This window comes from Streptomyces swartbergensis (assembly GCF_002148965.1).
Classification (GTDB): Bacteria; Actinomycetota; Actinomycetes; order Streptomycetales; family Streptomycetaceae; genus Streptomyces; species Streptomyces swartbergensis.
This window is the reverse complement of record NZ_NGFN01000105.1, coordinates 1-23,569: the sequence shown is the minus strand read 5'-3', so window position 1 is coordinate 23,569 and position 23,569 is coordinate 1. Positions and strand designations below refer to the sequence as shown.

At 71.3% G+C, this 23,569-nt stretch carries 23 protein-coding genes; 12 read left to right on the top strand and 11 right to left on the bottom strand.

Features of this window, described 5'->3' with window-relative positions; genetic code table 11:
* A partial coding sequence (gene rsmI, locus CA983_RS18500; protein WP_086602012.1) for a 16S rRNA (cytidine(1402)-2'-O)-methyltransferase occupies positions 1–640 on the bottom strand: 640 nt, incomplete at its 3' end.
* An 86-nt stretch (positions 641–726) separates the two neighbouring features.
* On the opposite strand from rsmI, the gene CA983_RS18495 reads away from it, so the two are divergent.
* The 4 genes from CA983_RS18495 to CA983_RS18480 all read left to right on the top strand — a co-directional run bounded on the left by CA983_RS18495 (position 727) and on the right by CA983_RS18480 (position 6,295).
* Positions 727–2,472, top strand: coding sequence for a dolichyl-phosphate-mannose--protein mannosyltransferase (locus tag CA983_RS18495; RefSeq protein ID WP_086602011.1), 1,746 nt, complete (start codon positions 727–729; stop codon positions 2,470–2,472).
* A gap of 70 nt (positions 2,473–2,542) precedes the next feature.
* Complete coding sequence (locus tag CA983_RS18490) at positions 2,543–2,728, top strand: hypothetical protein (protein ID WP_086602010.1); 186 nt, start codon at positions 2,543–2,545, stop codon at positions 2,726–2,728.
* Positions 2,729–2,890: 162 nt separating this feature from the next.
* Positions 2,891–4,525: a penicillin-binding transpeptidase domain-containing protein gene (locus CA983_RS18485; protein ID WP_086602009.1), complete on the top strand. Its 1,635-nt coding sequence runs from the start codon at positions 2,891–2,893 to the stop codon at positions 4,523–4,525.
* Between the two features lie 96 nt (positions 4,526–4,621).
* On the top strand, positions 4,622–6,295 hold the full coding sequence (locus CA983_RS18480; RefSeq protein ID WP_086602008.1) for a penicillin-binding transpeptidase domain-containing protein: 1,674 nt from the start codon (positions 4,622–4,624) through the stop codon (positions 6,293–6,295).
* 16 nt (positions 6,296–6,311) lie between these two features.
* Here the strand turns inward: CA983_RS18480 and CA983_RS18475 are convergent, their stop codons facing one another.
* A complete protein-coding gene (locus CA983_RS18475; RefSeq protein ID WP_086602007.1) occupies positions 6,312–6,677 on the bottom strand; it encodes an SsgA family sporulation/cell division regulator in 366 nt (121 codons plus the stop codon).
* Between the two features lie 169 nt (positions 6,678–6,846).
* On the opposite strand from CA983_RS18475, the gene CA983_RS18470 reads away from it, so the two are divergent.
* The 6 genes from CA983_RS18470 to CA983_RS18445 all read left to right on the top strand — a co-directional run bounded on the left by CA983_RS18470 (position 6,847) and on the right by CA983_RS18445 (position 11,720).
* Positions 6,847–7,977, top strand: coding sequence for an energy-coupling factor ABC transporter permease (locus CA983_RS18470; RefSeq protein ID WP_086602006.1), 1,131 nt, complete (start codon positions 6,847–6,849; stop codon positions 7,975–7,977).
* A 1-nt stretch (position 7,978) separates the two neighbouring features.
* Positions 7,979–8,740: a cobalt ECF transporter T component CbiQ gene (gene cbiQ / locus CA983_RS18465; protein ID WP_086602005.1), complete on the top strand. Its 762-nt coding sequence runs from the start codon at positions 7,979–7,981 to the stop codon at positions 8,738–8,740.
* Positions 8,728–9,495, top strand: a complete 768-nt coding sequence (locus tag CA983_RS18460; protein WP_208636983.1) for an energy-coupling factor ABC transporter ATP-binding protein — start codon at positions 8,728–8,730, stop codon at positions 9,493–9,495. Before cbiQ ends, CA983_RS18460 begins: the two co-directional genes overlap by 13 nt.
* Positions 9,492–9,962 carry a MarR family winged helix-turn-helix transcriptional regulator gene (locus tag CA983_RS18455; RefSeq protein ID WP_086602003.1) on the top strand — a complete coding sequence of 157 codons (471 nt, stop codon included), beginning with the start codon at positions 9,492–9,494 and terminating at the stop codon, positions 9,960–9,962. The genes CA983_RS18460 and CA983_RS18455 overlap by 4 nt, the downstream gene beginning before the upstream one ends.
* A gap of 106 nt (positions 9,963–10,068) precedes the next feature.
* Positions 10,069–10,515 carry an organic hydroperoxide resistance protein gene (locus tag CA983_RS18450; RefSeq protein ID WP_086602002.1) on the top strand — a complete coding sequence of 149 codons (447 nt, stop codon included), beginning with the start codon at positions 10,069–10,071 and terminating at the stop codon, positions 10,513–10,515.
* Between the two features lie 35 nt (positions 10,516–10,550).
* Positions 10,551–11,720, top strand: a complete 1,170-nt coding sequence (locus CA983_RS18445) for a serine hydrolase domain-containing protein (RefSeq protein WP_086602001.1) — start codon at positions 10,551–10,553, stop codon at positions 11,718–11,720.
* A gap of 33 nt (positions 11,721–11,753) precedes the next feature.
* Here CA983_RS18445 and CA983_RS18440 read toward each other — a convergent pair whose 3' ends face one another.
* The 4 genes from CA983_RS18440 to CA983_RS18425 all read right to left on the bottom strand — a co-directional run bounded on the left by CA983_RS18440 (position 11,754) and on the right by CA983_RS18425 (position 13,693).
* On the bottom strand, positions 11,754–12,029 hold the full coding sequence (locus tag CA983_RS18440; protein ID WP_086602014.1) for a DUF1876 domain-containing protein: 276 nt from the start codon (positions 12,027–12,029) through the stop codon (positions 11,754–11,756).
* 71 nt (positions 12,030–12,100) lie between these two features.
* Complete coding sequence (locus CA983_RS18435) at positions 12,101–12,946, bottom strand: DMT family transporter (RefSeq protein WP_086602000.1); 846 nt, start codon at positions 12,944–12,946, stop codon at positions 12,101–12,103.
* Positions 12,943–13,458, bottom strand: coding sequence for a YbaK/EbsC family protein (locus tag CA983_RS18430; protein ID WP_086601999.1), 516 nt, complete (start codon positions 13,456–13,458; stop codon positions 12,943–12,945). The genes CA983_RS18435 and CA983_RS18430 overlap by 4 nt, the downstream gene beginning before the upstream one ends.
* 43 nt (positions 13,459–13,501) lie before the next feature.
* The gene (locus CA983_RS18425; RefSeq protein ID WP_167407401.1) at positions 13,502–13,693 is read right to left on the bottom strand and encodes a hypothetical protein; all 192 of its coding nucleotides are present in this window, start codon (positions 13,691–13,693) and stop codon (positions 13,502–13,504) included.
* Between the two features lie 84 nt (positions 13,694–13,777).
* Here CA983_RS18425 and CA983_RS18420 point away from each other — a divergent pair, with 84 nt between their 5' ends.
* Positions 13,778–14,920, top strand: a complete 1,143-nt coding sequence (locus CA983_RS18420) for a glutathione-independent formaldehyde dehydrogenase (RefSeq protein ID WP_086601998.1) — start codon at positions 13,778–13,780, stop codon at positions 14,918–14,920.
* A gap of 70 nt (positions 14,921–14,990) precedes the next feature.
* Here CA983_RS18420 and CA983_RS18415 read toward each other — a convergent pair whose 3' ends face one another.
* Positions 14,991–17,216, bottom strand: coding sequence for an MMPL family transporter (locus CA983_RS18415; RefSeq protein WP_086601997.1), 2,226 nt, complete (start codon positions 17,214–17,216; stop codon positions 14,991–14,993).
* A gap of 122 nt (positions 17,217–17,338) precedes the next feature.
* Positions 17,339–17,938 (bottom strand): TetR/AcrR family transcriptional regulator, encoded by a 600-nt coding sequence (locus CA983_RS18410; protein ID WP_086601996.1) that lies wholly within the window; start codon positions 17,936–17,938, stop codon positions 17,339–17,341.
* A gap of 165 nt (positions 17,939–18,103) precedes the next feature.
* On the opposite strand from CA983_RS18410, the gene CA983_RS18405 reads away from it, so the two are divergent.
* Complete coding sequence (locus CA983_RS18405) at positions 18,104–21,520, top strand: S41 family peptidase (RefSeq protein ID WP_086601995.1); 3,417 nt, start codon at positions 18,104–18,106, stop codon at positions 21,518–21,520.
* Positions 21,521–21,603: 83 nt separating this feature from the next.
* On the opposite strand, the gene CA983_RS18400 is transcribed toward CA983_RS18405, so the two are convergent.
* From CA983_RS18400 to CA983_RS18390, 3 genes are all read right to left on the bottom strand, one after another.
* Positions 21,604–21,837 carry a hypothetical protein gene (locus CA983_RS18400; protein ID WP_086601994.1) on the bottom strand — a complete coding sequence of 78 codons (234 nt, stop codon included), beginning with the start codon at positions 21,835–21,837 and terminating at the stop codon, positions 21,604–21,606.
* Between the two features lie 76 nt (positions 21,838–21,913).
* A complete protein-coding gene (locus tag CA983_RS18395) occupies positions 21,914–22,798 on the bottom strand; it encodes an SDR family oxidoreductase (RefSeq protein ID WP_086601993.1) in 885 nt (294 codons plus the stop codon).
* A partial coding sequence (locus CA983_RS18390) for an alpha/beta fold hydrolase (RefSeq protein WP_107500245.1) occupies positions 22,795–23,569 on the bottom strand: 775 nt, incomplete at its 5' end. The genes CA983_RS18395 and CA983_RS18390, both read right to left, overlap by 4 nt.

Sequence of the window (23,569 nt, the reverse complement as noted above, 5' to 3'; positions counted from 1 at the left end):
CACCCTCCGCGGCCCAGGCCGCCAGCTCGCCCAGTCCCCCGCGCCGTACTTCCTCGTACGTCTTCGTCAGCTCCCGGCACACCGCGGCCCGCCGCTCCGCCCCGAACACCTCGGCCATCGCCGCGAGCGTGTCGTCGAGCCGGTGCGGGGCCTCGAAGTAGACGAGCGTGCGCCGCTCCCCGGCCACCTCCCGCAGCCGCCCCAGCCGCTCCCCGGCCTTGCGCGGCAGGAACCCCTCGAAGCAGAACCGGTCGACGGGCAGCCCGGACAGCGCGAGCGCGGTGAGCACGGCGGACGGCCCGGGCACGGCGGTGACCCGCACGTCCCGCTCCACGGCGGCGGCGACCAGCCGATAGCCGGGGTCGGACACCGACGGCATTCCCGCGTCCGTGACGAGCAGCACCCGCGCCCCGCCCACCAGCTCTTCCACCAGCTCCGGCGTCCGCGCGGACTCGTTGCCCTCGAAGTACGACACCACCCGCCCCTTGGGCGTGACGCCGAGCGCCTGGGTCAGCCGCCGCAGCCGCCGCGTGTCCTCGGCGGCGATGACATCGGCTCCGGCCAGTTCCTCGGCGAGCCGGGGCGGGGCGTCCGCGATGTCGCCGATGGGGGTGCCTGCGAGTACGAGGGTTCCGGTCACGCCCTCCATCCTCCCAGGGGCCCGGGTCGGGGACGCATACCGGCCATGCACGGGACTCACACAGCACGGTTCCCTACGATGGCGCGGTGACCAGTACCGCGTCCTCCACGGACACCCGGCAGGGCCAGGCGCCGCACGAGCAGCGGCCGCCCTGGCAGCAGCGGCTGCGCCGCTTCGGCTACCAGCAGCCAAGAAGCGACGCCCGCGACGGCCGTGACCGGCTGGTGCCGCCGTACACCGAGCCCGGCCCGCGCCTGTGGGCCGCGCTCGGCATCCCGCACACGCTCGCGGGGCGGCTGGTGCGCTGGTCGGGCTGGATCGGCCCGCTGCTCGTCACCCTGCTGGCGGGCGTGCTGCGGTTCTGGAACCTGGGCAACCCCAAGGCGGTGATATTCGACGAGACGTACTACGCCAAGGACGCGTGGGCGCTCGTCCACCGGGGCTTTGAAGTCAACTGGGACAAGAAGGCCAACGACCTGGTCCTCTCGTCCGGCGGGCACGTCACCATCCCGACGGACGCGGCGTACGTCGTGCATCCACCGGTCGGCAAGTACGTCATCGGGCTCGGCGAGCTGCTGTTCGGTTTCGACCCGTTCGGCTGGCGGTTCATGACGGCGCTGCTCGGCACGCTGTCCGTGCTGCTGCTGTGCCGGATCGGCCGCCGGCTGTTCCGCTCCACGTTCCTGGGGTGCCTGGCGGGCACGCTGATGGCGGTGGACGGCCTGCACTTCGTGATGAGCCGCACGGCGCTGCTCGACGGCGTGCTGATGTTCTTCGTGCTGGCGGCGTTCGGCTGTCTGCTGATCGACCGGGACAAGGCCCGCGAGAAACTCGCCGCGGCGCTCCCGGTGGACGCCGACGGCCGGGTCCGTCCCGACCGGCACGTCGCCGAGACGGCCCGCCTGGGATGGCGCCCCTGGCGCTGGGCGGCGGGCCTGATGCTGGGCCTGGCCTTCGCCACGAAGTGGAACGGCCTCTACATCCTGGCCGCGTTCTGCCTGATGGCGGTCCTGTGGGACGTCGGCTCGCGCAGGGTCGCCGGCGCGCGGCACCCGTACTCGGCGGTGTTCAGGCGTGACACGGGCCTGGCGTTCGTCGCCACGGTCCCGGTCGCGATCGTCACCTACGTGCTGTCCTGGACCGGCTGGATCCTCTCCCCCACGGACGGCTCGGGCGGCTACTTCCGCAACTGGGCCGCGACCGACGGGAAGGGCGGAAGCTGGACCTTCCTGCCCGACTGGCTGCGCAGCCTGTGGCACTACGAGCACCAGGTCTACGAGTTCCACGTCGGCCTGTCCTCGCCGCACACCTACCAGTCCAACCCGTGGAGCTGGCTGGTCCTGGGCCGCCCGGTGTCGTACTTCTACGAGTCGCCGGCGCCCGGCAAGGACGGCTGCCCGGCCGACGCCGGCGAGAAGTGCGCCCGCGAGGTCCTGGCCCTCGGCACGCCGCTGCTGTGGTGGGTCGCCTGCTTCGCGGTCCTCTACGTCCTGTGGCGCTGGCTGCTGCGCCGCGACTGGCGCGCGGGCGCCATCGCCTGCGGCATCGCGGCCGGCTACCTGCCCTGGTTCATGTACCAGGAGCGCACGATCTTCTTCTTCTACGCCATCGTCTTCCTGCCGTTCCTGTGCCTGGCGGTGGCCATGCTCCTCGGCGCGATCATCGGCCCACCCCGCTCCTCCGACACCCGCCGCGTCGTCGGCGCCACGGGCGCGGGCGTACTCGTCCTGCTGATCGCGTGGAACTTCATCTACTTCTGGCCGCTGTACACGGGCACGGCCATCCCGATCGACGACTGGCGGGCGCGCATGTGGCTGGACACCTGGGTCTAGCGGATGGGGCTGGACACCTGGTCTGCCTGAGAGGATGGCGGGATCATCACACGAAAACGGGGGGTCGAGCATGCTCGTGCTCATACTGTCGGTCGTCGTCCTGCTCCTTATCGGCGGCTGCGTCTGTGTCTTCTGGGCGGCCCGGGGCGACGCCCCGCGCTGGGCGCGAGGGGTGGCCAAGGTGACGCTGCTCGGCAGCGAACTGGCCCGCAGCGCGGACGGGGGTTCCCGCTCGCGGAGCGGCGGGGACGACTAGCCGAAGAAGCCCCAGCACGCTGTCCGGGCCTGGTCCACGTTCGGTCAAAAATCGAAATGCCCGTCCCCGTAGTAACCGCTTCCCCATAGAGTGCTCCCAGAATCGAGCTTTCTGAACGCGTTCAAAGGAGCGCGTGAAGCTCAACGGGGAGGGGACCGCCCAATGGGCAAGGGGGTCAAGGCCGCAGTCATAGGCGGCGTGTTCGCGGTGATGGTGGGCGGGGCCGGGTACGGGGCCTACAACATCATGAGCGCGCTGAGCGGAGACGGGGGCGGCACGAGCGGGGTGGCCGCGGAGAAGAAGTCGGGGCCGCCCGACAAGGACGAGGTCGAGGAGACCACGGCCAAGTTCTTCGCGGCCTGGGAGAAGGGCGAGGCCGCGACGGCGGCGTCGTACACGAACAACGGCGCGGCCGCCGAGCAGCTGCTGACCGCCTTCGGGGACGACGCGCACATCACCGACGTGAAGATCACGCCCGGCGCGGCGAGCGGCACCACCGTCCCGTACACGGTGAAGGCGAAGGTGGCCTACGACGGGAAGTCCAAGCCGCTGAGCTACCGCAGCGAGCTGAAGGTCGTGCGCGGTCTCACCACCGGACGGCCCCTGGTCGACTGGCAGCCGTCCGTCGTGCACCCCGAGTTGAAGAAGGACGACACGCTCGTCACGGAGCGGTCGGCCAGCCCGCCCATCGAGGCGGTCGGCCGGGACGGCTCCGAGCTGACGAAGGAGCAGTACCCCTCCCTCGGCCCGGTCCTGGACGCCCTGCGCGAGAAGTACGGTGACAAGGCCGGCGGCTCCCCCGGCATCGAGCTGGTCGTGCGGCACACCGGCGGGAGCGCTCCCGACACCCCGCTGCTCACCCTCGCGAAGGGCAAGCCCGGCAAGCTCGCCACCACGATCAGCGCGAGCGCGCAGGCGGCGGCGGAGAAGGCGGTCAAGCGGTTCGCCCAGTCCTCGGTGGTGGCCGTCAAGCCGAGCACCGGTGAGGTGCTGGCCGTGGCGAACAACCGTACGGACGGCTTCAACGCGGCCTTCGAGGGCCAGGCGGCGCCCGGCTCCACCATGAAGATCATCACTGCCGCGATGCTCATCGACAACGGCGTGACCTCGATGAACGGCCCGGCACCCTGCCCGCCCAGCGCCATGTGGCAGAGCCAGAGGTTCGAGAACCTCACCGGCATGAAGCCCGACGAGAGCGCCACTCTCGCCAACAGCTTCATGCGGTCCTGCAACACCGCCTTCATCAAGCTCATCGACGAGAAGCCGCTCACGGACGCCTCGCTGACCCAGGAGGCCGAGCAGCGCTTCGGGCTGGGGCAGGACAACTGGAAGACCGGCATCGTCTCCTTCGACGGCAGCGTCCCCGAGGTCAGCGGCCCGGACCGGGCGGCCGGTGCCATCGGCCAGGGCCAGGTGCAGATGAGCCCGCTGAACATGGCCTCGGTGACCGCGACCGCGATCACCGGCGCCTTCCGCCAGCCCTATCTCGTCTCGCCGAGGCTGGACGACCGTCAGCTGGCCCAGGCCCAGGGCCTGAAGGCGAGCACCGCCGCCCAGCTGAAGCAGATGATGCGGCTCACCGCCACCCAGGGCACCGCCCAGGAGGCCATGGCGGGGCTCGGCGGCGACATCGGCGCCAAGACCGGTTCCGCCGAGGTCGACGGGAACGCCAAGTCCAACAGCTGGTTCACCGGGTTCCGTGACGACATCGCGGCGGCGGCCATGACCGAGGAAGGCGGCCACGGCGGCGACGCGGCCGGGCCGATTGTCGCAGCCGTGCTACGAACAGGTGGCTGATCTCACCTCCGCCGGACGGGACTCTAGGGTGGTGGCCGTCGTTGGGACAGCCGAGGGCAACGGGGACCCTGGGGATTCGTGGAGGAACGAACAGCTGTGGGCAACAGAAGGCGCGTCGCCGAGCGACGGAAGACGAGGCCCGCCGTGATCGGCGGGATGATCGCCGTGGTCGTCGGCGGTGCCGGGTTCGGCGCCTACGCGCTGTACAGCGGCGGCGCGTCGGCCGACGACGGCAGCCGGGCGGCCTCCGCCGACCAGAAGCCCGAGGTGAAGACCGGGCCCCTGTCGGCGACCGAGGTCACCACCACCGCCAAGGCCTTCCTCACCGCCTGGCAGTCGGGGAAGGTCACCGAGGCCGCCGCGGCCACCGACGACTCGGCCGCGGCCAAGTCCCTGCTCACCGGCTACACCAAGGACGCCCGCATCAAGGACGTCACCCTCACCCCGGGCACGCCCACGGGCGACAAGGTGCCGTTCTCCGTCAAGGCCACGGTGTCGTACAAGGACACCGAGAAGCCGCTGGCGTACGACAGCGCGCTGACCGTCGTCCGCCGCACGAGCGACGGCAAGCCGCTGGTCGACTGGCACTCGGCGGTCGTCCACCCCGACCTGGAGGACGGCGACAAGCTGGTCACCGGCGAGGCGGGCACGCCCCCGGTCAAGGCGCTCGACCGGGACGGCGGCGAACTGACCAAGAAGAAGTACGCCTCGCTCGGGCCGATCCTGGACGGGCTGCGCGAGAAGTACGGCAAGCAGGCGGGCGGCAAGGCCGGCATCGAGCTCCGGGTCGTGCGCGGGAAGTCCGCCGAGTCGGACGACCTGTCCGACAAGACCCTGCTGGAGCTGAGCAAGGGCACGCCCGGCACGGTGAAGACCACGCTCGACCCGGCCCTCCAGGCGGCGGCCGAGAAGCAGGTCGCGAAGAAGGCCCGGTCGTCGGTGGCCGTGGTGCGGGCCTCGACCGGCGAGATCCTGGCCGCCGCCAACGCCTCGCCCGGCTTCAACACGGCCTTCCAGGGCTCCCTGGCCCCCGGCTCCACGATGAAGGTCATCACCGCGTCACTGCTGCTGGAAAAGGGCCTGGCCTCGGCGGACAAGAAGCACCCGTGCCCGAAGTACTTCACGTACGGGCACTGGAAGTTCCAGAACGACGACAAGTTCGAGATCAAGAACGGCACGTTCAAGGCGAGCTTCGCCCGCTCCTGCAACACGGCCTTCATCAGCCAGGCGCCCAAGCTCAAAAACGACGACCTGACGAAGCAGGCCCAGCAGGTCTTCGGCCTGGGGCTGAACAACTGGGCGATCGGTGTGCCGTCCTTCGACGGCGCGGTGCCGGTGCAGTCGGCGGCCCAGATGGGCGCCTCGCTGATCGGGCAGGGCGGGGTCCGGATGAACCCGCTGAACATGGCGTCGGTGTCGGCGACGGTCAAGTCCGGCACCTTCCACCAGCCGTACCTGGTCTCCCCGGACGTGGACGGCCGCAAGCTCGCGAAGGCCTCGCGCACGATGTCGGCCGGCACGCTGTCCCAGCTGCGTGAGCTGATGTCGTACACGGCCGACTACGGCACGGCCGCGGAGGCGATGGCCGGGGTGAGTGGCGACGCCGGCGCGAAGACCGGGTCCGCCGAGGTCGACGGGCAGAAGAAGCCGAACGGCTGGTTCACCGCCTACCGGGGCGATCTGGCGGCCGCGGGCGTGGTCCAGCAGGGCGGCCACGGCGGCGAGACGGCCGGGCCGATCGTGGCGGCGCTGCTGAAGATGGGCGGCTGAGCCCCGAGTTCCAAGCTCAGTGAGTGACCGGTTCCGCGGCGGCCATGTACGTCCGCCGCAGGAACCGCAGCAGCGCCTGCCGCTCGAACTGCACCACCGACACCCCCTGCGCGGAGTGGAACTCCACGACGGCCTGCACCCGGCCGCACGGCCACACCCGGACCTCACCGCTGCCCGTGGGGGCCCGCAGCCCCTCCTCCAGCAGCCGGCGGTCGAAGGTCCACTCGCGCGCCCCGGCCCCGGGCAGCCCGATCCGCACGGCGCCCGGGTCCCGCTCGGGGTCGTAGCGCAGGGTGACCGGAACCGCTTCCTGCTCCGTGTCCAGCGGGACGGCCGCATCCGTGACGATGTGGGCTCGCGCGTACTGCTCGACTACGGACATCGGACGGCCCTTTCACCGTGCGCCACCTGTGCGGAGACTGTGCGTCCACTCCCTCTCCAATGTCGCATATTTTCCGGATCGCGCCCCCGGAGGCCGGACATATCACGGATGAGATAAAACGAGCATCCCGCTCTTGCAAATCGTTCGCATCAAGCCACATCATCGAACGGTGCATGTACCTGACGGATTCATCAACGCGCCCACCTCCGCCGCCACCGGTGTGATCGCCGCGGGCGCCGTCGCCGTAAGCCTGCGCGGCGCACGCCGGGAACAGGGGGGCACCTCCCTGCTCGAGCGAAGCCGAGAGCTTGGGGGAGAGCGGACGGCACCGCTGGCCGGACTCGTCGCGGCGTTCATCTTCGCGGTGCAGATGCTGAACTTCCCCGTCGCGGCGGGGACCAGCGGCCATCTGCTCGGCGGTGCCCTGGCCGCGATACTCGTCGGCCCCTACACAGGGGTCCTGTGCGTCTCCGTCGTCCTGCTCATGCAGGGCATCCTCTTCGCGGACGGCGGCCTGACCGCGCTCGGCGTCAACATCACCAACATGGCGATCGTCACCACGGTCGTCGCCTACGCCCTCTTCCGCGGTCTGGTGAAGGTGCTGCCCCGCACCCGCCGGTCGGTCACCGTGGCCTCCTTCGTCGCCGCCCTGGTCTCCGTGCCGGCCGCCGCCCTGGCCTTCACGCTGATGTACGCGATCGGCGGCACCACCGACGTGTCGATCGGCAAGGTCGCCACCGCCATGGTCGGCGTGCACGTCCTGATCGGCATCGGCGAGGCCGCGATCACCGCACTGACCGTCGGCTCGGTCATCGCCGTACGCCCGGACCTGGTGTACGGGGCGCGCGGCCTCACGCAGAAGCTCAAGCTGCGGGTGAACGGCGAACTGGTCGACGCGCCGCAGGCCGAGCCGGAGCCCGCCCCCGTGGCCGCCCGGACCTCGCACCGCAAGGTGTGGGCGGCGGGCCTGGTCGCCTCCCTGGTCCTGGCCGGGTTCGTCAGCTTCTACGCGTCCGCCGACCCCGACGGCCTGGAGAAGGTCGCCGCCGACCACGGCATCGACAAGAAGGCCGAGGACCACGCGGTGGCCGACTCCCCGCTCGCCGACTACGGCGTCAAGGACGTCGACGACGCCCGCCTGTCCGGGGGGCTGGCGGGCGTCATCGGCGTCGGGGTCACGGTCGTCGCGGGCAGCGCGGTCTTCTGGGCCGTACGCCGTCGCCGTTCGGACGACACGTCCCCGTCGAACACGACGGACTCGACGGACTCGACGAGCGCCACAAGCACCACGAGCGTCTGACATGGGAGCAGGGCACGCGCACAAGCTCTACCGGCACGGGCACTCGCCCGTGCACGGCCTGCCGCCGCACACCAAGCTCGCCGCCGTGTTCGCCTTCGTGGTGGTCGTGGTGTCGACGCCGCGGGAGGCGATGTGGGCGTTCGGGCTGTACGCCGTGCTGCTCGTGGCCGTGGCGTACGTCGCGCGCGTACCCGCCGGGTTCCTGCTGAGGCGGCTGCTGATCGAGGTGCCGTTCGTCGCGTTCGCGGTGTTGATGCCGTTCGTGGCGGAGGGCGAGCGGGTCGACGTCCTCGGTGTGTCCCTGAGCGTCAACGGCCTGTGGGGCGCCTGGAACGTGCTGGCGAAAGGCACCCTCGGGGTCGCGGCCTCGGTGTTGCTGGCCGCCACCACCGAACTGCGCGAACTCCTCCTCGGCCTCCAGCGGCTCAGGCTCCCGCCGCTCCTCGTGCAGATCGCGTCCTTCATGATCCGATACGGCGACGTCATCACGGACGAGATGCGGCGCATGCGGATCGCCCGGGAGTCACGCGGCTTCGAGGCGAAGGGCGTCCGGCACTGGGGCGTCCTGGCCAAGTCCGCGGGCGCCCTGTTCATCCGCTCCTACGAGCGCGGCGAGCGCGTGCACCTGGCCATGGTCAGCCGCGGGTACGCCGGCTCCATGCCGGTCATCGACGAGGTGACCGCGTCCCGGGCGCAGTGGACGTACGCCCTCGCCCTGCCCTGTGCCGCCCTCGTCGTGTGTCTGCTGGGATGGACCCTGTGACTGATGTGACCCCTTCGCTGGACGTGGCCGGTCTGGCCTTCGCCTACCCCGACGGGCACCAGGCCCTCTTCGGCGTCGACTTCCGCGTCGCGCGCGGCGAGCGGGTCGCGCTGCTCGGCCCGAACGGCGCCGGGAAGACGACCCTCGTGCTCCACCTCAACGGCATCCTGACCGGCGGCACCGGCACGGTGAAGGTGGCCGGGCTGCCCGTCGGCAGGCAGCACATGGCGGAGATCCGGCGCCGGGTCGGCATCGTCTTCCAGGACCCGGACGACCAGCTCTTCATGCCGACCGTCCGGGAGGACGTGGCGTTCGGGCCCGCCGCGGCCGGGCTGAAGGGGCCGGAGCTGGAGCAGCGCGTGGACCGGGCACTGGAGCGGGTCGGCATGGCGGAGTTCAAGGACCGCCCGCCGCACCACCTCTCCTTCGGCCAGCGCCGCCGGGTGGCCGTGGCGACCGTGCTCGCCATGGAACCGGAGATCCTCGTCCTCGACGAGCCCTCCTCCAACCTCGACCCCGCCTCCCGCCGCGAACTGGCCGACATCCTGCGCTCCCTCGACGTGACGGTGCTGATGGTCACGCACGACCTGCCGTACGCCCTGGAGCTGTGCCCGCGCTCGCTGATCCTCAGCGAGGGCGTGATCGCGGCGGACGGCCCGACCGGCGAACTGCTCTCCGACGAGGCACTGATGCGCGCCCACCGGCTGGAGCTGCCGTTCGGTTTCGATCCGCGTTCGGTAACAATGAGCGCGTGACGGACGAGGAGACCGAGGCAACCGAGGGCTCACTACTGCTCGACGACCAGCTGTGCTTCGCGCTGTACGCGGCGCAGCGCGCGGTGACGTCCGTCTACCGCCCGCTCCTCGACGAGCTCGGCCTCACCTACCCGCAGTACCTCGTCCTGCTGGTCCTGTGGGAGCGCGGCGAGACCACGGTCAAGGAGCTGGCCGCCGCCTTGCGGCTCGACTACGGCACGGTGTCGCCGCTGCTCAAGCGGCTGGAGAGCGCGGGGCTCGTCCGCCGGGAGCGCGCGGCGCACGACGAGCGCTCGGTGCTGGTCGCCTGCACCGAGCCCGGGGAGAAGCTGCGGGAGCGCGCGGCGGGCGTACCGGACGCCCTGCTCGCGGCGACGGGGCTCGCCGCAACGGAGGTCGCGCGTCTGCGTGAAGAGCTGTGGCGGCTGGCGGAGAAATCGCAGCCGGCCCCGAACCGTCCGCACTGATCGCCCGTTACCGCCGGTTATCACCCCCTGCTGAGTACACCCTTCCCTACTGGCCGGTACCTTGTGCGCGATGTATTAGTGCGCACCTGTTCTGGGGGATCCAGCCATGCCTGACGCCGCCGCCGTCGACACCCGTCCGACGAAGATCATGTACGTGGCCGAGGCCACCGCCCACGGCGGCCGCGAGGGCTATGTCACCAGCCAGGACGGCCGGCTCGACCTCAAGGTCGCGATGCCCCCGCAGCTCGGCGGCGACGGCAACGGCACCAACCCGGAACAGCTCTTCGCGGCCGGCTACAGCTCCTGCTTCCACAACGCGCTGATCCTGGTCGGCAACCGCGAGGGCTACGACCTGACCGGCTCCACGGTCTCCGCGAAGGTCGGCATCGGCCCCAACGAGCAGCGCGGCTACGGCCTCGCGGTCGCCCTGAGCGTCTCGCTCCCCGTCCTCGACCCGGACCTCGCGGACAAGCTGGTGGACGCGGCCCACGAGGTCTGCCCGTACTCGAACGCGACCCGCGGGAACATCGACGTCACGATCGTGCTTGGTTGAAAGGGGAGCGAGTCGGCGAGACGAGGAGTACGGACGTGGACGTGCACGGCACAGTGGCCGAGGGCTTCGAGCCGGTCAGGGACGCGTTCGCACGGAACTTCGCCACGCTCGGGGAGCGGGGCGCGGCGGTCGCCGTCCACCGGGACGGGCATCGGGTCGTCGACCTGTGGGCCGGCACGAAGGACGTCGACGGCACGGACCCCTGGGAGCACGGCACCGCCCAGGTCGTGCGCTCGGCGACGAAGGGTGTCGCCGCCGCCGTACTCCTGCTGCTGCACCAGCGCGGGCACCTGGACCTGGACGCGCCGGTGGGCCACTACTGGCCGGAGTTCAAGGCCCAGGGCAAGGAGCGGGTGCTGGTCCGGCACGTCCTGAACCACCGGGCCGGCCTCCCCGTCCTCGACCACCCCCTCACCCCCGAGCAGGCCCTCGACCCGCTCCGGGGTCCGGAGGCGGTCGCCGCCCAGGCCCCCGCCTGGGAACCGGGCACCGACCACGGCTACCACGCGCTCACCTACGGCTGGCTGCTCGACGAACTGGTGCGACGCGTGACGGGACAGGGCACCGGCGCGTGGCTCGCCTCGCAGATCGCCGGCCCGCTGGGCCTGGACCTCTGGCTGGGCCTGCCGGACGCGGAGGCCGGCCGGGTCGGACGCGTGGGCCGGGTCGAGGGTCCCGAGCCGACCGGTGGCCTGCGTGCCCGCCCGAAGCGCTCGGTCACCGAGGCCTACGAGGACCCGGCCTCCCTGACCCGCCGGGCCTTCGCGGCGATCACCCCGTTCCCGGACCAGAACGACCCGGCCTACCGCGCGGCGGCCCTGCCCGCGACCAACGCCATCGCGACGGCGGACGGACTGGCCCGCTTCTACGCGGCGCTGATCGGCGACACAGCCGGCGCCTCACGCCTTTTCACGCAGGAGACGGTCCGACTGGCCCGGGCCGAGGAGTCGGCGGGCCGCGACCGCGTCCTGGTGGTCGGCACCCGCTTCGGCCTCGGCTACATGCTGCACGGCAGCGCCTCCCCCTTCCTCACGCCGGTCTCCTTCGGCCACCCGGGCCGCGGCGGCGCCCTCGGCTTCGCCGACCCGGACAGCGGGATCGCGTTCGGCTATGTCACCAACGGCTTCCGCAAGACGGTCACGGCGGATCCGCGGGCGCAGGGGCTGGTGCGGGCGGTGCGGGGAGCGCTGGGGCTCCAGACGTGAGGCTGGGGCTCTGGAAGACGTGAGGCCGGGGCTCTAGACGTGAATCGGGTGGGAGGTCCGCCCGGACGCCTGGTCGATCTCGTCGTGGGCCTTGGTCAGCAGTCGCATGGCGAGCTCGTTGAGCGCGCGGGCCCCGGCGATCTCCTCCCCGACTCTGGGCTGGTTGACGTCGGTCCGGTGCCGGCTCGCGTGCCCGTGCGCCCGTACCTCGGTGCCGTCGGGCAGCCGGACCAGCGCCACCGCCCGGGTGTGCTGATCGTCCTCCCGGAACTCCATCTCGACGTGCCATCCCACTGTGGTGTGCATCATGACGATCACCTCCGGAACACTTAGTTCCAGGGTGCTCCTCCCACCGGCCGGCCGCACCCGCCTGGCACGGCCTATCCGGCGTGCAGCATCAGCCCGATCCCGACGACGAGCAGCCCGGCCGCCGCGATTCTCGGCGCCCCGAACCGCTCCTTGAAGAACACGGCCCCGATGGCGGCGCCCACGATGATCGACGACTCGCGCAGGGCGGCGATGGGTGCGAGCTCGGCCCTGGTCTGGGCCCACAGGACGAGGGCGTAGGCGGTGACGGAGAGGGCGGCCCCGATGAGCCCGATCCCGGCGAAGGGCCGGAGCACGGCGACGGTCTCCCTCCCCCAGCGGCTCACGGCGCAGGCGGGGAGCACGACCCCCTGGACCGCCATCAGCCAGGCGATGTACCCGAGGGAGGAACCGGAGGCGCGCACCCCGAGGCCGTCGACGACGGTGTACACCGCGATCGTCAGCCCGGTGGACAGGGCCGCTCCGATCGCCGCCCAGTCGGGCCGGCTCCCGCGCAGTCCCCACACGGCGACGCCGGTCAGCCCCGCGCACGACAGGGCGATACCGGCGGCGGCCCACCCGTCGGGCACCTCGTGCGCGAAGACGGCGGCCAGCACGGTGACGACGAGAGGCGCGGTGCCGCGCGCGAGAGGATAGGCCTGCCCGAAGTCGCCCAGCCGGAAGGACTTCATCAGCAGCGCGTAGTAGGCGATGTGTATGGCGGCGGAGCCGAGCAGATACGGCCAGGCCCGGGCCGCCGGAAACGCCACGAAGGGCGCCAGGGCCAGCCCGATGACCACCCCGCCGCCCGAGATCAGCGCGAACCCGGCCAGCTTGTCGGTGATCTTGTGGGCGATGGCGTTCCAGCTGGCGTGCGTGACGGCGGCGAGCAGGACGGCGGCGGTGACCAGGGGGGTCACGCGGAGAGCTCGCGCACGTCCACGAGGGTGCCTCCGGCGTGGATGACGAGGTCGTGGGGCGCCATGGGGAACACGGTGTACGGAGTCCCGGCGGCGGCCCAGACGACGTCGTGCCCGAGCAGGGACCGGTCGGCCAGCACGCGCGTCCTCGTCCTGTGCCCGAAGGGCGGCACCCCGCCGATGGCGTACCCGGTGGTCTCCCGCACGACATCGGCCGTGGCCCGCGTGACCCTGTCCGCCCCGAGCTCCTTCCGCACGAGCTCGACGTCGACCCGGGAGGCCCCGTCCATGAGCACCAGCACCGGCACGCTGTCCGCCGCGAAGACCAGCGACTTGCAGATCTGGCTCAGCTCACATCCGATCGCGGCGGCGGCCTCGGAAGCGGTACGGGTGGCTTCCGGGAACCGGCGGACCTGACGTACGAGGTCCTCGATTCCCAGCTCCCGCAGGGCCTCGGCGAATCGGGGGTGTACTCCGGAGTTCTCGGCGTCCGTGGCGGCTGTCGTCGTCATGCGGGCACGCTAGCGGTACGTGCATGGGGCACGCGAGGTGGTTTCAGCCGGTGCCGTCCTCCGGCCGGACATCCGCGAACTCCCACCACGCGAGCGGCAGCCAGTCTCCGTCGACGAAACCGTCGACGGACCCTCCGGTGCCCTGGATGGCGACGCGCGTCCCCTCCGGGTAGACGGTGCCGGACAGGCCGGAGACCGATACGAGCAATGTGCCGATACGTCCTGACAAGGCCATCGTTCCTTCCCTCTGTAGATGCAAATCCTCTCATCATGCACCAGCCTGGTATATGACCCACGGCACAGTTGGAGGTGCGTGACGATGAGGGCTGTCGTGTACAAAGGCCCCTTCGAGGTAGCGATAGAGCAAGTGGAGGACCCACGGATCCAGCACCCGAACGATGTGATCGTCCGTGTCACCTCGACCGCCATCTGCGGCTCGGACCTGCACATGTACGAGGGCCGTACCGCCGCGGAACCGGGGATCGTGTTCGGTCACGAGAACCTCGGGGTCGTCGAGGAGGCAGGAGAGGGGGTCACCTCGCTCAGCCGCGGCGACCGGGTGGTCATGCCGTTCAACGTGGCATGCGGCTTCTGCAAGAACTGTACGGCCGGCTTCACGGGCTTCTGCCTGACCGTGAACCCGGGCTTCGCGGGCGGCGCCTACGGCTACGTCGCGATGGGACCCTTCGTCGGGGGGCAGGCGGAGTACGTACGCGTGCCGTACGCCGACTTCAACTGCCTCAAGCTTCCCGAGGGCACCGAGAAGGAGACCGACTTCGTCCTTCTCGCCGACATCTTCCCGACCGGCTACCACGGCAACGAACTGGCCGACGTGCGTCCCGGTGACACCGTCGCCGTCTACGGCGGCGGCCCGGTCGGGCTCATGGCCGCCTACTCCGCGATGCTGCGCGGCGCGAGCAAGGTGTTCGTGGTCGACCGCGTGGCGGAGCGGCTGGAGAAGGCGCGGGAGATCGGTGCCGTGCCGATCGACTTCACCCAGGGCAATCCGGCGGAGCAGATCAAGGAGCAGACCGAAGACGGCCGGGGCACGGACAAGGGGATCGACGCGGTCGGTTACCAGGCTCAGGCGCAGGACGCGGACCGCGAGGAACCGGCGACCGTACTGAACTCGCTCGTCGAGACGGTCCGGCCGACGGGCGCGCTCGGCGTGCCCGGCCTGTACGTCCCGCGCGACCCCGGCGGACCGGACGAGCAGGCGAAGCAGGGCATGCTGATGGTCTCCATCGGGCGCCTCTTCGAGAAGGGGCTCCGCGTGGGCACCGGTCAGTGCAACGTCAAGCGGTACAACCGCCATCTGCGTGACCTGATCATCGAGGACCGCGCGAAGCCGAGCTTCGTCGTCTCGCACGAGCTTCCTCTCGACCAGGCGCCGACGGCGTACGAGAAGTTCGACAAGCGCGTCGAGGGTTACACCAAGGTCGTCCTCCACCCCCACGCATGAGACAGGAGAAAAGCCGGTGAGGGCTCCCCGTCCCCACGGGGCCCTCACCGGCCTGTCTCCCGGGGTGCTGTCAGGCGCGTACCAGCTCCTTGTCCTGATCCCTGCGCTCGGAGTGCGAGCGCAGGGCCTCGCCCTCGACGTCCACGTTGGGCAGCGCCCGGTCCAGCCACCTGGGCAGCCACCAGGCCTTGCGGCCGAGGAGGGCCAGGACGGCCGGGACGATGGCCATGCGGACGACGAACGCGTCGAAGAAGACCGCGATCGCGAGGCCGAAGCCGATCATCTTGACCATGGACTCGGACGAGCCGATGAAGCCGGCGAAGACGGCCATCATGATGACCGCCGCGGCGGTCACCACCCGGGCGCCGTGCCGGAAGCCCGTCACGACCGCCTGGCCGGCCTTCTCGCCGTGGACGTAGGCCTCCCGCATGCGGGTCACCAGGAAGACCTCGTAGTCCATCGCCAGGCCGAAGACCACGCCCACCATGAAGATCGGCATCATCGACATGACCGGGCCGGTCTGCTCCACGCCCATCAGGCCCGCCAGCCAGCCCCACTGGAAGACCGCGACCACGGCGCCGAGGGCCGCCATCACCGACAGGAGGAAGCCGAGGGCCGCCTTCAGGGGAACCAGGATCGAGCGGAACACCACGATCAGGAGGAGGAAGGCCAGGCCGACCACCAGCACCAGGTAGGGGATCAGGGCGTCGTTCAGCTTCTCGGAGACGTCGATGTTCATCGCCGTCTGGCCGGTGACCAGCACGTTCGCGTCCGAGTCGGCCTTGATCCCGGCGCCCTTGTCGCGGATGGAGTGGACCAGGTCCTCGGTCGCGACCGACGACGGCTTGGAGTCCGGGATGACGGTGATCGTCGCCGTGTCACCGGCCTTGTTGGGCGCCGGCGGCGTGACCGTGACGACGTCCTTGAGGCCCTTGATCTCGTCGCCGACCGCCGTGAAGGACGCCTTCGGGTCGTCGCTGCCCTTCGCGTCGACCACGACCATCAGCGGGCCGTTGAAGCCCGGCCCGAAGCCCTCGGAGAGCAGGTCGTAGGCGCGGCGCTGCGTGGTGGACGTCGGCTGGGAGCCGTCGTCCGGCAGGCCCAGTTCCAGGCTCGCCGCCGGGACGGCCGCCGCGCCGAGACCGACGACGCCGAGCAGCAGGACCGCGACCGGGCGGCGCACGACGAAGCTCGCCCACCGCGTGCCCAGGTTCGGCTTGGCCGACTTCTTCTGCTTCTCCTGCTTCTCCTGCTTCTTGGCCCGGCCGAGCAGCTTGCCCTGCTCCCCCGCCGGCTTCACCCGCCGGCCCGCGTACCCGAGCAGCGCCGGGATCATGGTCAGTGCGATCAGCACCGCGACGGCCACCGTGCCCGCCGCCGCGATGCCCATCTTCGTCAGCATCGGGATGTTGACCACGGACAGGCCCACCAGGGCGATCACGACCGTGAGGCCCGCGAAGACCACCGCGGAGCCCGCCGTGCCGACGGCCCGGCCCGCCGCCTCCTCGCGGTCACGGCCCTCGGCGAGTTCGGCCCGGTAGCGGGAGACGATGAACAGCGCGTAGTCGATGCCGACCGCGAGGCCGATCATCATCGCGAGGGTGGAGGTCGTCGAGCCCAGGTCCAGCGCGCTGGCCAGCGCCGTGATCGAGGAGACGCCGATGCCCACCCCGATGAGCGCCGTCAGCAGCGGCAGACCGGCCGCGACCAGCGAGCCGAAGGTGATGACGAGGACGACCGCCGCGACCGCGATGCCGATGATCTCGGTGGTGCCGGTGTGCGGGACGGTCTGGAGCGCGTCACCGCCGACCTCGACGGTCAGCCCGGCCTTCCGCGCGTCCTGCGCGGAGTCCTCCAGGGCGTCGCGGGAGGAGTCCTCCAGCTCCATGCCGGAGACCTTGTACGACACCTGCGCGTACGCGACCGTGCCGTCCTTGCTGACGGCCTTCGCCTGGTACGGGTCGGTGACGCGGACGACCTCGGAGCCGTCGGCGAGTTCCTTGACGGTCTCCCGGACGGTCGCCTTGTTACCCGGGTCGGTCATCTTCTCGCCGCTCGGCGCCTTGAAGACGACCCGTGCGGTGGCGCCGTCGGCGCTCGTGCCGGGGAAGCGCTGTTCCAGCAGGTCGAAGGCCTTCTGGGCCTCGGTGCCGGGGATGGAGAACGAGCTGTTGCCCGCGGCGGGGGCGCTGGCCGCGCCGACACCGGCGAGGGTCAGCAGGGCCACCCATATCAGGGCGACGAAGTGCCGGCGCCGAAACGACATTCGGCCGATTTTGTAGAGGAATGTGGCCACGAGGGCGTACTCCCGGTCAGGTCGTGGGGTTGGTTCTGGGCAGGGCTGATCAGCCCGACGACGTGAGCGGTGACGTCAGGTGGAGGGCTAGCTCAGGGAATCGTCAGTCGACGGGGAAACCGTCAGTCGACGCGAATGCCGAGGGCGGGGAGGACCACGGCGTCGATGTACGAGATGAGGAAATCCTGCGTGGGTGGCTGGTCGTCTATCAGCGTGCGCGTGGCGAAGGCGCCGACGAGCATGTGCACGATGTAGTCCAGCGCCGGGCGGCCGGCCTGGACCTCACCGCGGTCGACGGCTCTTTGCACCACCCGGTGGAACTCCTCCATCTCCGGCTCGATGAGCAGTTCCTTGAACGCCTGGAGGAGGTCCGGGTTGCTGTGCACCGCCATGAACAGACCGCGCATCAGCGCGGCGTTCTGCTGCATGGTGCAGTCGTCCTCACGGGAGGTGAGGGCATGGAGGTCGCCCCGCAGGGATCCCGTGTCGATGTCGGCGATGCTGCCCGGCTTGTTGTGCCGGATCGCCTTCGCGACCAGCTCCGGCTTGCCGCCCCACTGGCGGTAGAGCGTCGCCTTGCTGGACCGGGTGCGAGCGGCCACGGCGTCCATGGTGAGGGCGTCGTAACCGACCTCGCGGAGCAGGTCGAGCACGGCCGCGTACAGCTCGGCCTCACGCTCGGGCGTGATCCGACTGCGACGCGCGGTGGCGACCTCAGCCATCTCGCTCACCTTCCTGCTCCGAACGACACGGTTTCGTACGTCACGAATGTAGCGCAGCCCGCTATGGAAACGAAACCGTTTCGTACGTGTCCCGGGTCACGAGGCAGCTCGCCCACCGGTTTGTCATAACTTGCTCCGGTCCGCCCCCGGGCAAAGCATGGGGAGGTGAGCTATCTGCGTCTGCCGCATCTCCATGACGACCTGCTGTGCTTCGTGGCCGAGGACGACCTCTGGCTCGCCCCGGTCGACGGCCCCGGCCGCGCCTGGCGGCTCACCGTCGACCGCACCAAGGTGGGCCACCCCCGCTTCTCGCCCGACGGCCGCCACCTCGCGTACACGAGCTGGCGCAGCCTGGTGCCCGAGGTCCATCTCACCCCGGTGGACGGTGGCCCGGGCCGGCAGGTGAGTCACTGGGGCAGCGCCGACACCCGGGTGTGCGGCTGGACCCCGGACGGCGAGATCCTGGCCGTCGCCTCGCACGGCGAGCCCTTCTCGTACTTCACCTGGGCCTACAAGGTCTCCCTCGACGGCGACCCGGGCCGCAAGCTGCCCTGGGGGCCGGTCGCCGACATCCAGGTCGCCGACCTGGACGGGGAGCGCAAGACCCTCCTCCTCACCGGCACCCCGCCGCACGAACCGGCCGCCTGGAAGCGCTACCGGGGCGGCGCCACGGGCAGGCTGTGGATGCACGGCGAACGGCTGCTGGCCGGTCTCGGCGGCCATCTGCACTCCCCCATGTTCGTCGGCGGCCGGATCGCCTTCCTCTCCGACCACGAGGGCGTCGGCAACCTCTACTCGTGCGCCTACGACGGCTCCGACCTGCGCCGGCACACCGACCATGACGCCTTCTACGCCCGGCACGCCTCCAGTGACGGCACGCGGGTGGTGTACCAGTGCGCGGGCGACCTGTGGCTCGTCGACGACCTGTCCGCGGACTCCGTACCGCGCCGGCTGGACGTACGGCTGAGCGGGCCGCGCGCGGGGCGGCGCCCGTACCAGGTGGCCGCGGCCCAGCACGTCGACGGGATCTCGGTCGACGAGACCGGGCGGGCCAGCGCGGTCGTCGTACGCGGCAGCCTGTACTGGCTCACCCACCGGGACGGGCCGGCCCGCACCCTCACCGACACCCCGGGCGTCCGGGTGCGGATGCCGGAGATGCTCGGCGCGAGCGGGCGGGTGGCGTATGTGACGGACGCGGAGGGCGAGGACGCGATCGAGATCGCCTCCCTGCCCCGGGCGAGCGGCGACCGCGGGCCACGGCGGCTGGCCTCGGGCGAACTGGGCCGGGTCCGCGAGCTGGTGTCGGACCCGGAGGGCGAACGGCTGGCGGTCGCCTCGCACGACGGGCGACTGCTGCTTGTCGACGTCGCGGAGGACGGCGGTGCGGAGGGCGGTATCGCGGAGGACGACGGCACGGAGGGCGGTATCGCGGAGGACGACGGCACGGAGGGCGGTATCGCGGAGGACGGCGGTATGGCGGAGGACAACGGCACGGACGGCGGCACGAAGGCAGGCCTGGAGGAAACAGAGGAAGGCGTCACGGCGGGCGGCGACCCGGCAGGCTCGGGCGGCATCGTCACCGAGTTGATCCGGTCGATCAACGGGCCCGTGCGCGACCTCGCGTTCTCCCCTGACGGGGCGTGGCTGACCTGGTCGCATCCGGGGATCGGGCGGACTCTGCGGCAGATCAAGATGGCCCGGATCAAGGACAGGTTCGTCGTCGACGTCACCAACGGCCGTTTCGAGGACGAGAACCCGGTCTTCACGCGCGACGGCCGCTACCTCGCCTTCCTCTCCTGGCGCGGCTTCGACCCCGTCTACGACGTGCACACCGGCGACCTGTCCTTCCCCCTGGGCTGCCGCCCGTATCTCGTCCCGCTGTCCTCCGCGACGCCCTCCCCGTTCGCACTGAGCCCGGAGGGCCGCCCGGCCGCCGGGGGCCTGGACCCGGTGGAGGACGACGAGAACGGGGAGAACGGCGCCGTGATCGTCGAGGTCGAGGGCCTGGAGAGCCGGGTCACGCCCTTCCCGGTGGCCGCCTCCAAGTACTCGGCGCTGCACCCGGTGGCGGGCGGCGGGCTGGTGTGGCTGCGCTGGCCGATCTCGGGCGCGCTGGGCGAGACGTTCGCGAACCCGGACGACACCAGCGGCCGGCCGACCCTGGAGCACTTCGGCATCACCAAGGCCAAGAAGTCCGAACTCGCCGTGCACCTGGACTTCTTCGCGGTCAGCGGCGACGGCACGCGGTTGGTGATCGTCGACGAGGGCGAGCTGCGCGCGGTGCCCGCGACCGAGCCCGGCGACGCCGACACGACGGTGTGGATCGACGCGCGCCGCATCCTGCACGTGGTCGATCCGGCGGCGGAGTGGCGGCAGGCGTACGAGGAGGCCGGGCGGCTGATCCGGGCGTACTTCTGGGAGCCGGGCATGTGCGGCATCGACTGGGACGGGGTGCTGGACCAGTACCGTCCGCTGGTCGAACGGGTCGCCTCCCCGGACGAGTTCGCCGATCTGCTGCGCGAGGTGCTGGGCGAGCTGGGCACGTCCCACGCGTACGTCGCCGCCGCGCGGCGCAACGAGGGCCCGCCGCACTACCAGCGACGGCAGGGCCTGCTGGGTGCCAACTTCGTCCGCCGGGACGGCGGCTGGATGGTCAAGCGGATCCTGCCCGGCGACTCCTCCGACTCCAAGGCCCGCTCCCCGCTGGCCGGTACGGGCATCCGCGAGGGGGCGATCCTGACCCACGTCGACGGCCGCCCGGTGGATCCGGACGCGGGTCCGTATCCGCTGCTGGCCGGTGCGGGCGGTACGACGGTGGAGCTGACCTTCTCGCCGGCGGAGGGCACGGGCCCGCCCCGGCGGGTCGCCGTCGTCCCGCTCGTCGACGAGCGGCCGTTGCGCTACCAGGACTGGGTGGCCAAACGCCGGGCGGTGGTACGGGAGTTGAGCGGCGGGCGGTGCGGCTATCTGCACATCCCGGACATGGGCGGTTCGGGCTGGGCGCAGTTCAACCGCGATCTGCGCATGGAGGTGTCCCGGCCCGCGCTGATCGTGGACGTGCGCGGCAACGCCGGCGGCCACATCAGCGAGCTGGTCATCGAGACGCTGAGCCGCACGATCCTGGGCTGGGACCTGACCCGCGACGCCCAGCCCGTGTCGTACACCTCGAACGCGCCGCGGGGCCCGGTGGTGGCCCTGGCGGACGAGGCGACCTCCTCCGACGGCGACATGATCACCGCCGCGTTCAAGCTGCTGAAGCTGGGCCCGGTGGTGGGGCAGCGCACCTGGGGCGGTGTGGTCGGCATGACCGGCCGGCACGAGCTGGGGGACGGCACGGTGATCACGGTGCCGATGAACGCGGCCTGGTTCGACGCCTACGGCTGGTCGGTGGAGAACAAGGGCGTCGCCCCCGACATCGACGTCCTGCGCACCCCGCTGGACTGGGCGGAGGGCCGCCATGCCCAGCTGACCGACGCGGTGGAGCTGGCGCTCGGGCTGCTGGAGACCAATCCGCCGGCGACGCCGCCGACCTACAGCGACGTGCCGGACCGCTCCCGTCCGAAGCTGCCGCCCAGGGCCTGAGAAGACCAGGACCTGAGAAGGCCCAGAAACGTGAGGAAGGGGCACCCCGCGCGGGCACCCCTTCCCTTCTTCAGCACGCAACGTCAGGCGTCGTAGTCCTGGTCGAAGCGGTCCTCCTGCTCGCGCTCACGCTCGCGGTCGCGGTCACGGTCACGGTCACGGTCGCGCTGCGGCTGCGGCTGCGGCTGCGAGGGGTCCATGTCCTCGTCACGCCGGCGGCCGCGGCCCTGCATCTGCTCGCGAGCCTGGTCCGCCTTCTGCTTGGCCTGGTTCTGCCACTGCTCGGACTTCTCCTGGAACTGGTCCTTCATACCCATGTGGGTTCACTCCCGTTGGGGGTGAGGGGATCTGGCTCGACCAGATTCACACGAGCCGTGACGCTGCGCATGTCGATCACTTACGGAGCGTAGTCCGCTGCTGCTCATCGGCCGCGCCGCCCGCCCCGACGAGGCCCGTGCGCCTGCCCGTCAGCCGGTCCGCGAACCGCCGCATCTCCCGCTGGCCCACCGTCCCGACGACGCCAGGCAGATATCCGCGCACGCCTTGCATGCCGCGCAGCCACCACTGCCCGTAGACATGGCTGGAGCGCCGCTCGATCCCGGCCACGAGCCGGTCCACCGCCGGACCCAGCGGATACGTCTTGTTGGACGGCCAGGGCAGCCGCTGCCTCAACTCCCGCATGACGTCGTCCTGGTCCGCCCCGCGCACCATGTCGGTGTCGGTCCACGACAGATACCCGACGCCGACCTTCACGCCCCGGTGGCCGACCTCGGCGCGCAGGCTGTGCGCGTACGCCTCCACACCGGACTTGGACGCGCAGTACGCGGTCATCATCGGCGCCGGGGTGATCGCGGCGAGGGACGCGATCTGGAGCAGATAGCCCCGGCTTTCCAGCAGCAGCGGCAGGAAGGCGCGGGCCGTCACCGCCGAGCCGACCAGGTTGACCTCGATCACCCGCCGCCAGGACTCCGGGTCGGAGTCGGCGAACGGACCGCCCGTGGCGACACCGGCGTTGGCGACGACGATGTCGACCCTGCCGAAGCGCTCCTTCACCTCCCGCGCGACCCGGGCCATCGCCTCGTGGTCGGTGACGTCGGCGTGCCAGTGGTCGCTGTCGCTGTGCAGCCGCCCGGAGACCTCCTTGAGCGCGTCCGGTTCGAGCCCGACCAGCGCGATCTTCACGCCGCGCGCGGAGAGCTTGCGGGCCAGCAACTCCCCGACGCCGCGCGCCGCCCCGGTCACCACGGCGACCCTGCCTTCGAGGCTCACCCTGCTCATGCGCTCTCCTCGGATGCGACCCGGATGTGTGCGTGGACGAGTTCACGTATCTTCCCGGTGACCAGTTCGGGCGCCTCGACCGGCGTCATGTGGCCGATGCCGGGCAGTTCGGTCAGTCCGGTGCAGTGCGGCAGCGCCTCGGCCAGGGCCCGGGCCTGCGCCGGCGGTGTGAGCCGGTCCGCCGTGCCGACGACGACGGCCGTGGGCACGTCCAGGTCCCGTACACCGTGGTCGAGGTCGAGCAGGTCCAGCACCTGCGACCAGGTGTGGCGGACCGTGCGGGGGCAGGCGTGCACGATGCGGGCGCAGGCCTCGACCATGTGCGGGGCCGAAGCGGGGCCCATCGTCCCGTACTTGAGGATCCGGCGGGCCAGGGGCGTGACCGGGCCGAGCGGCGCCCGGGAGCCGAGGATCCGCCGGGTCAGCCAGGTCCGCAGCCGCCCGGGCCGCATGGGGACGACGGTGGAGGCCGCGACCAGCTGTGAACTGCCCGTGCTGCACAGCAGGACGGCGGCGGTGTGCTCACGGAAGGCGGTTCTCCCGGAGGCCGCCATCACGGTCATGCCGCCCATGGAGTGCCCGGCGACCACGGCCCGTTCGCCGGGCGCGAGGGTGGCTTCGAGTACGGCCTCCAGGTCGTCGGCGAGGGTGTCGGTGCTGCACGCGGGGCTCGCGGGGCTGCGTCCGTGGCCGCGCTGGTCGTAGGCGATGACCCGGTGGTCGGCGGCCAGGTCGCGGATCTGCGCCGCCCAGAAGGCGGTGGAGCAGGTC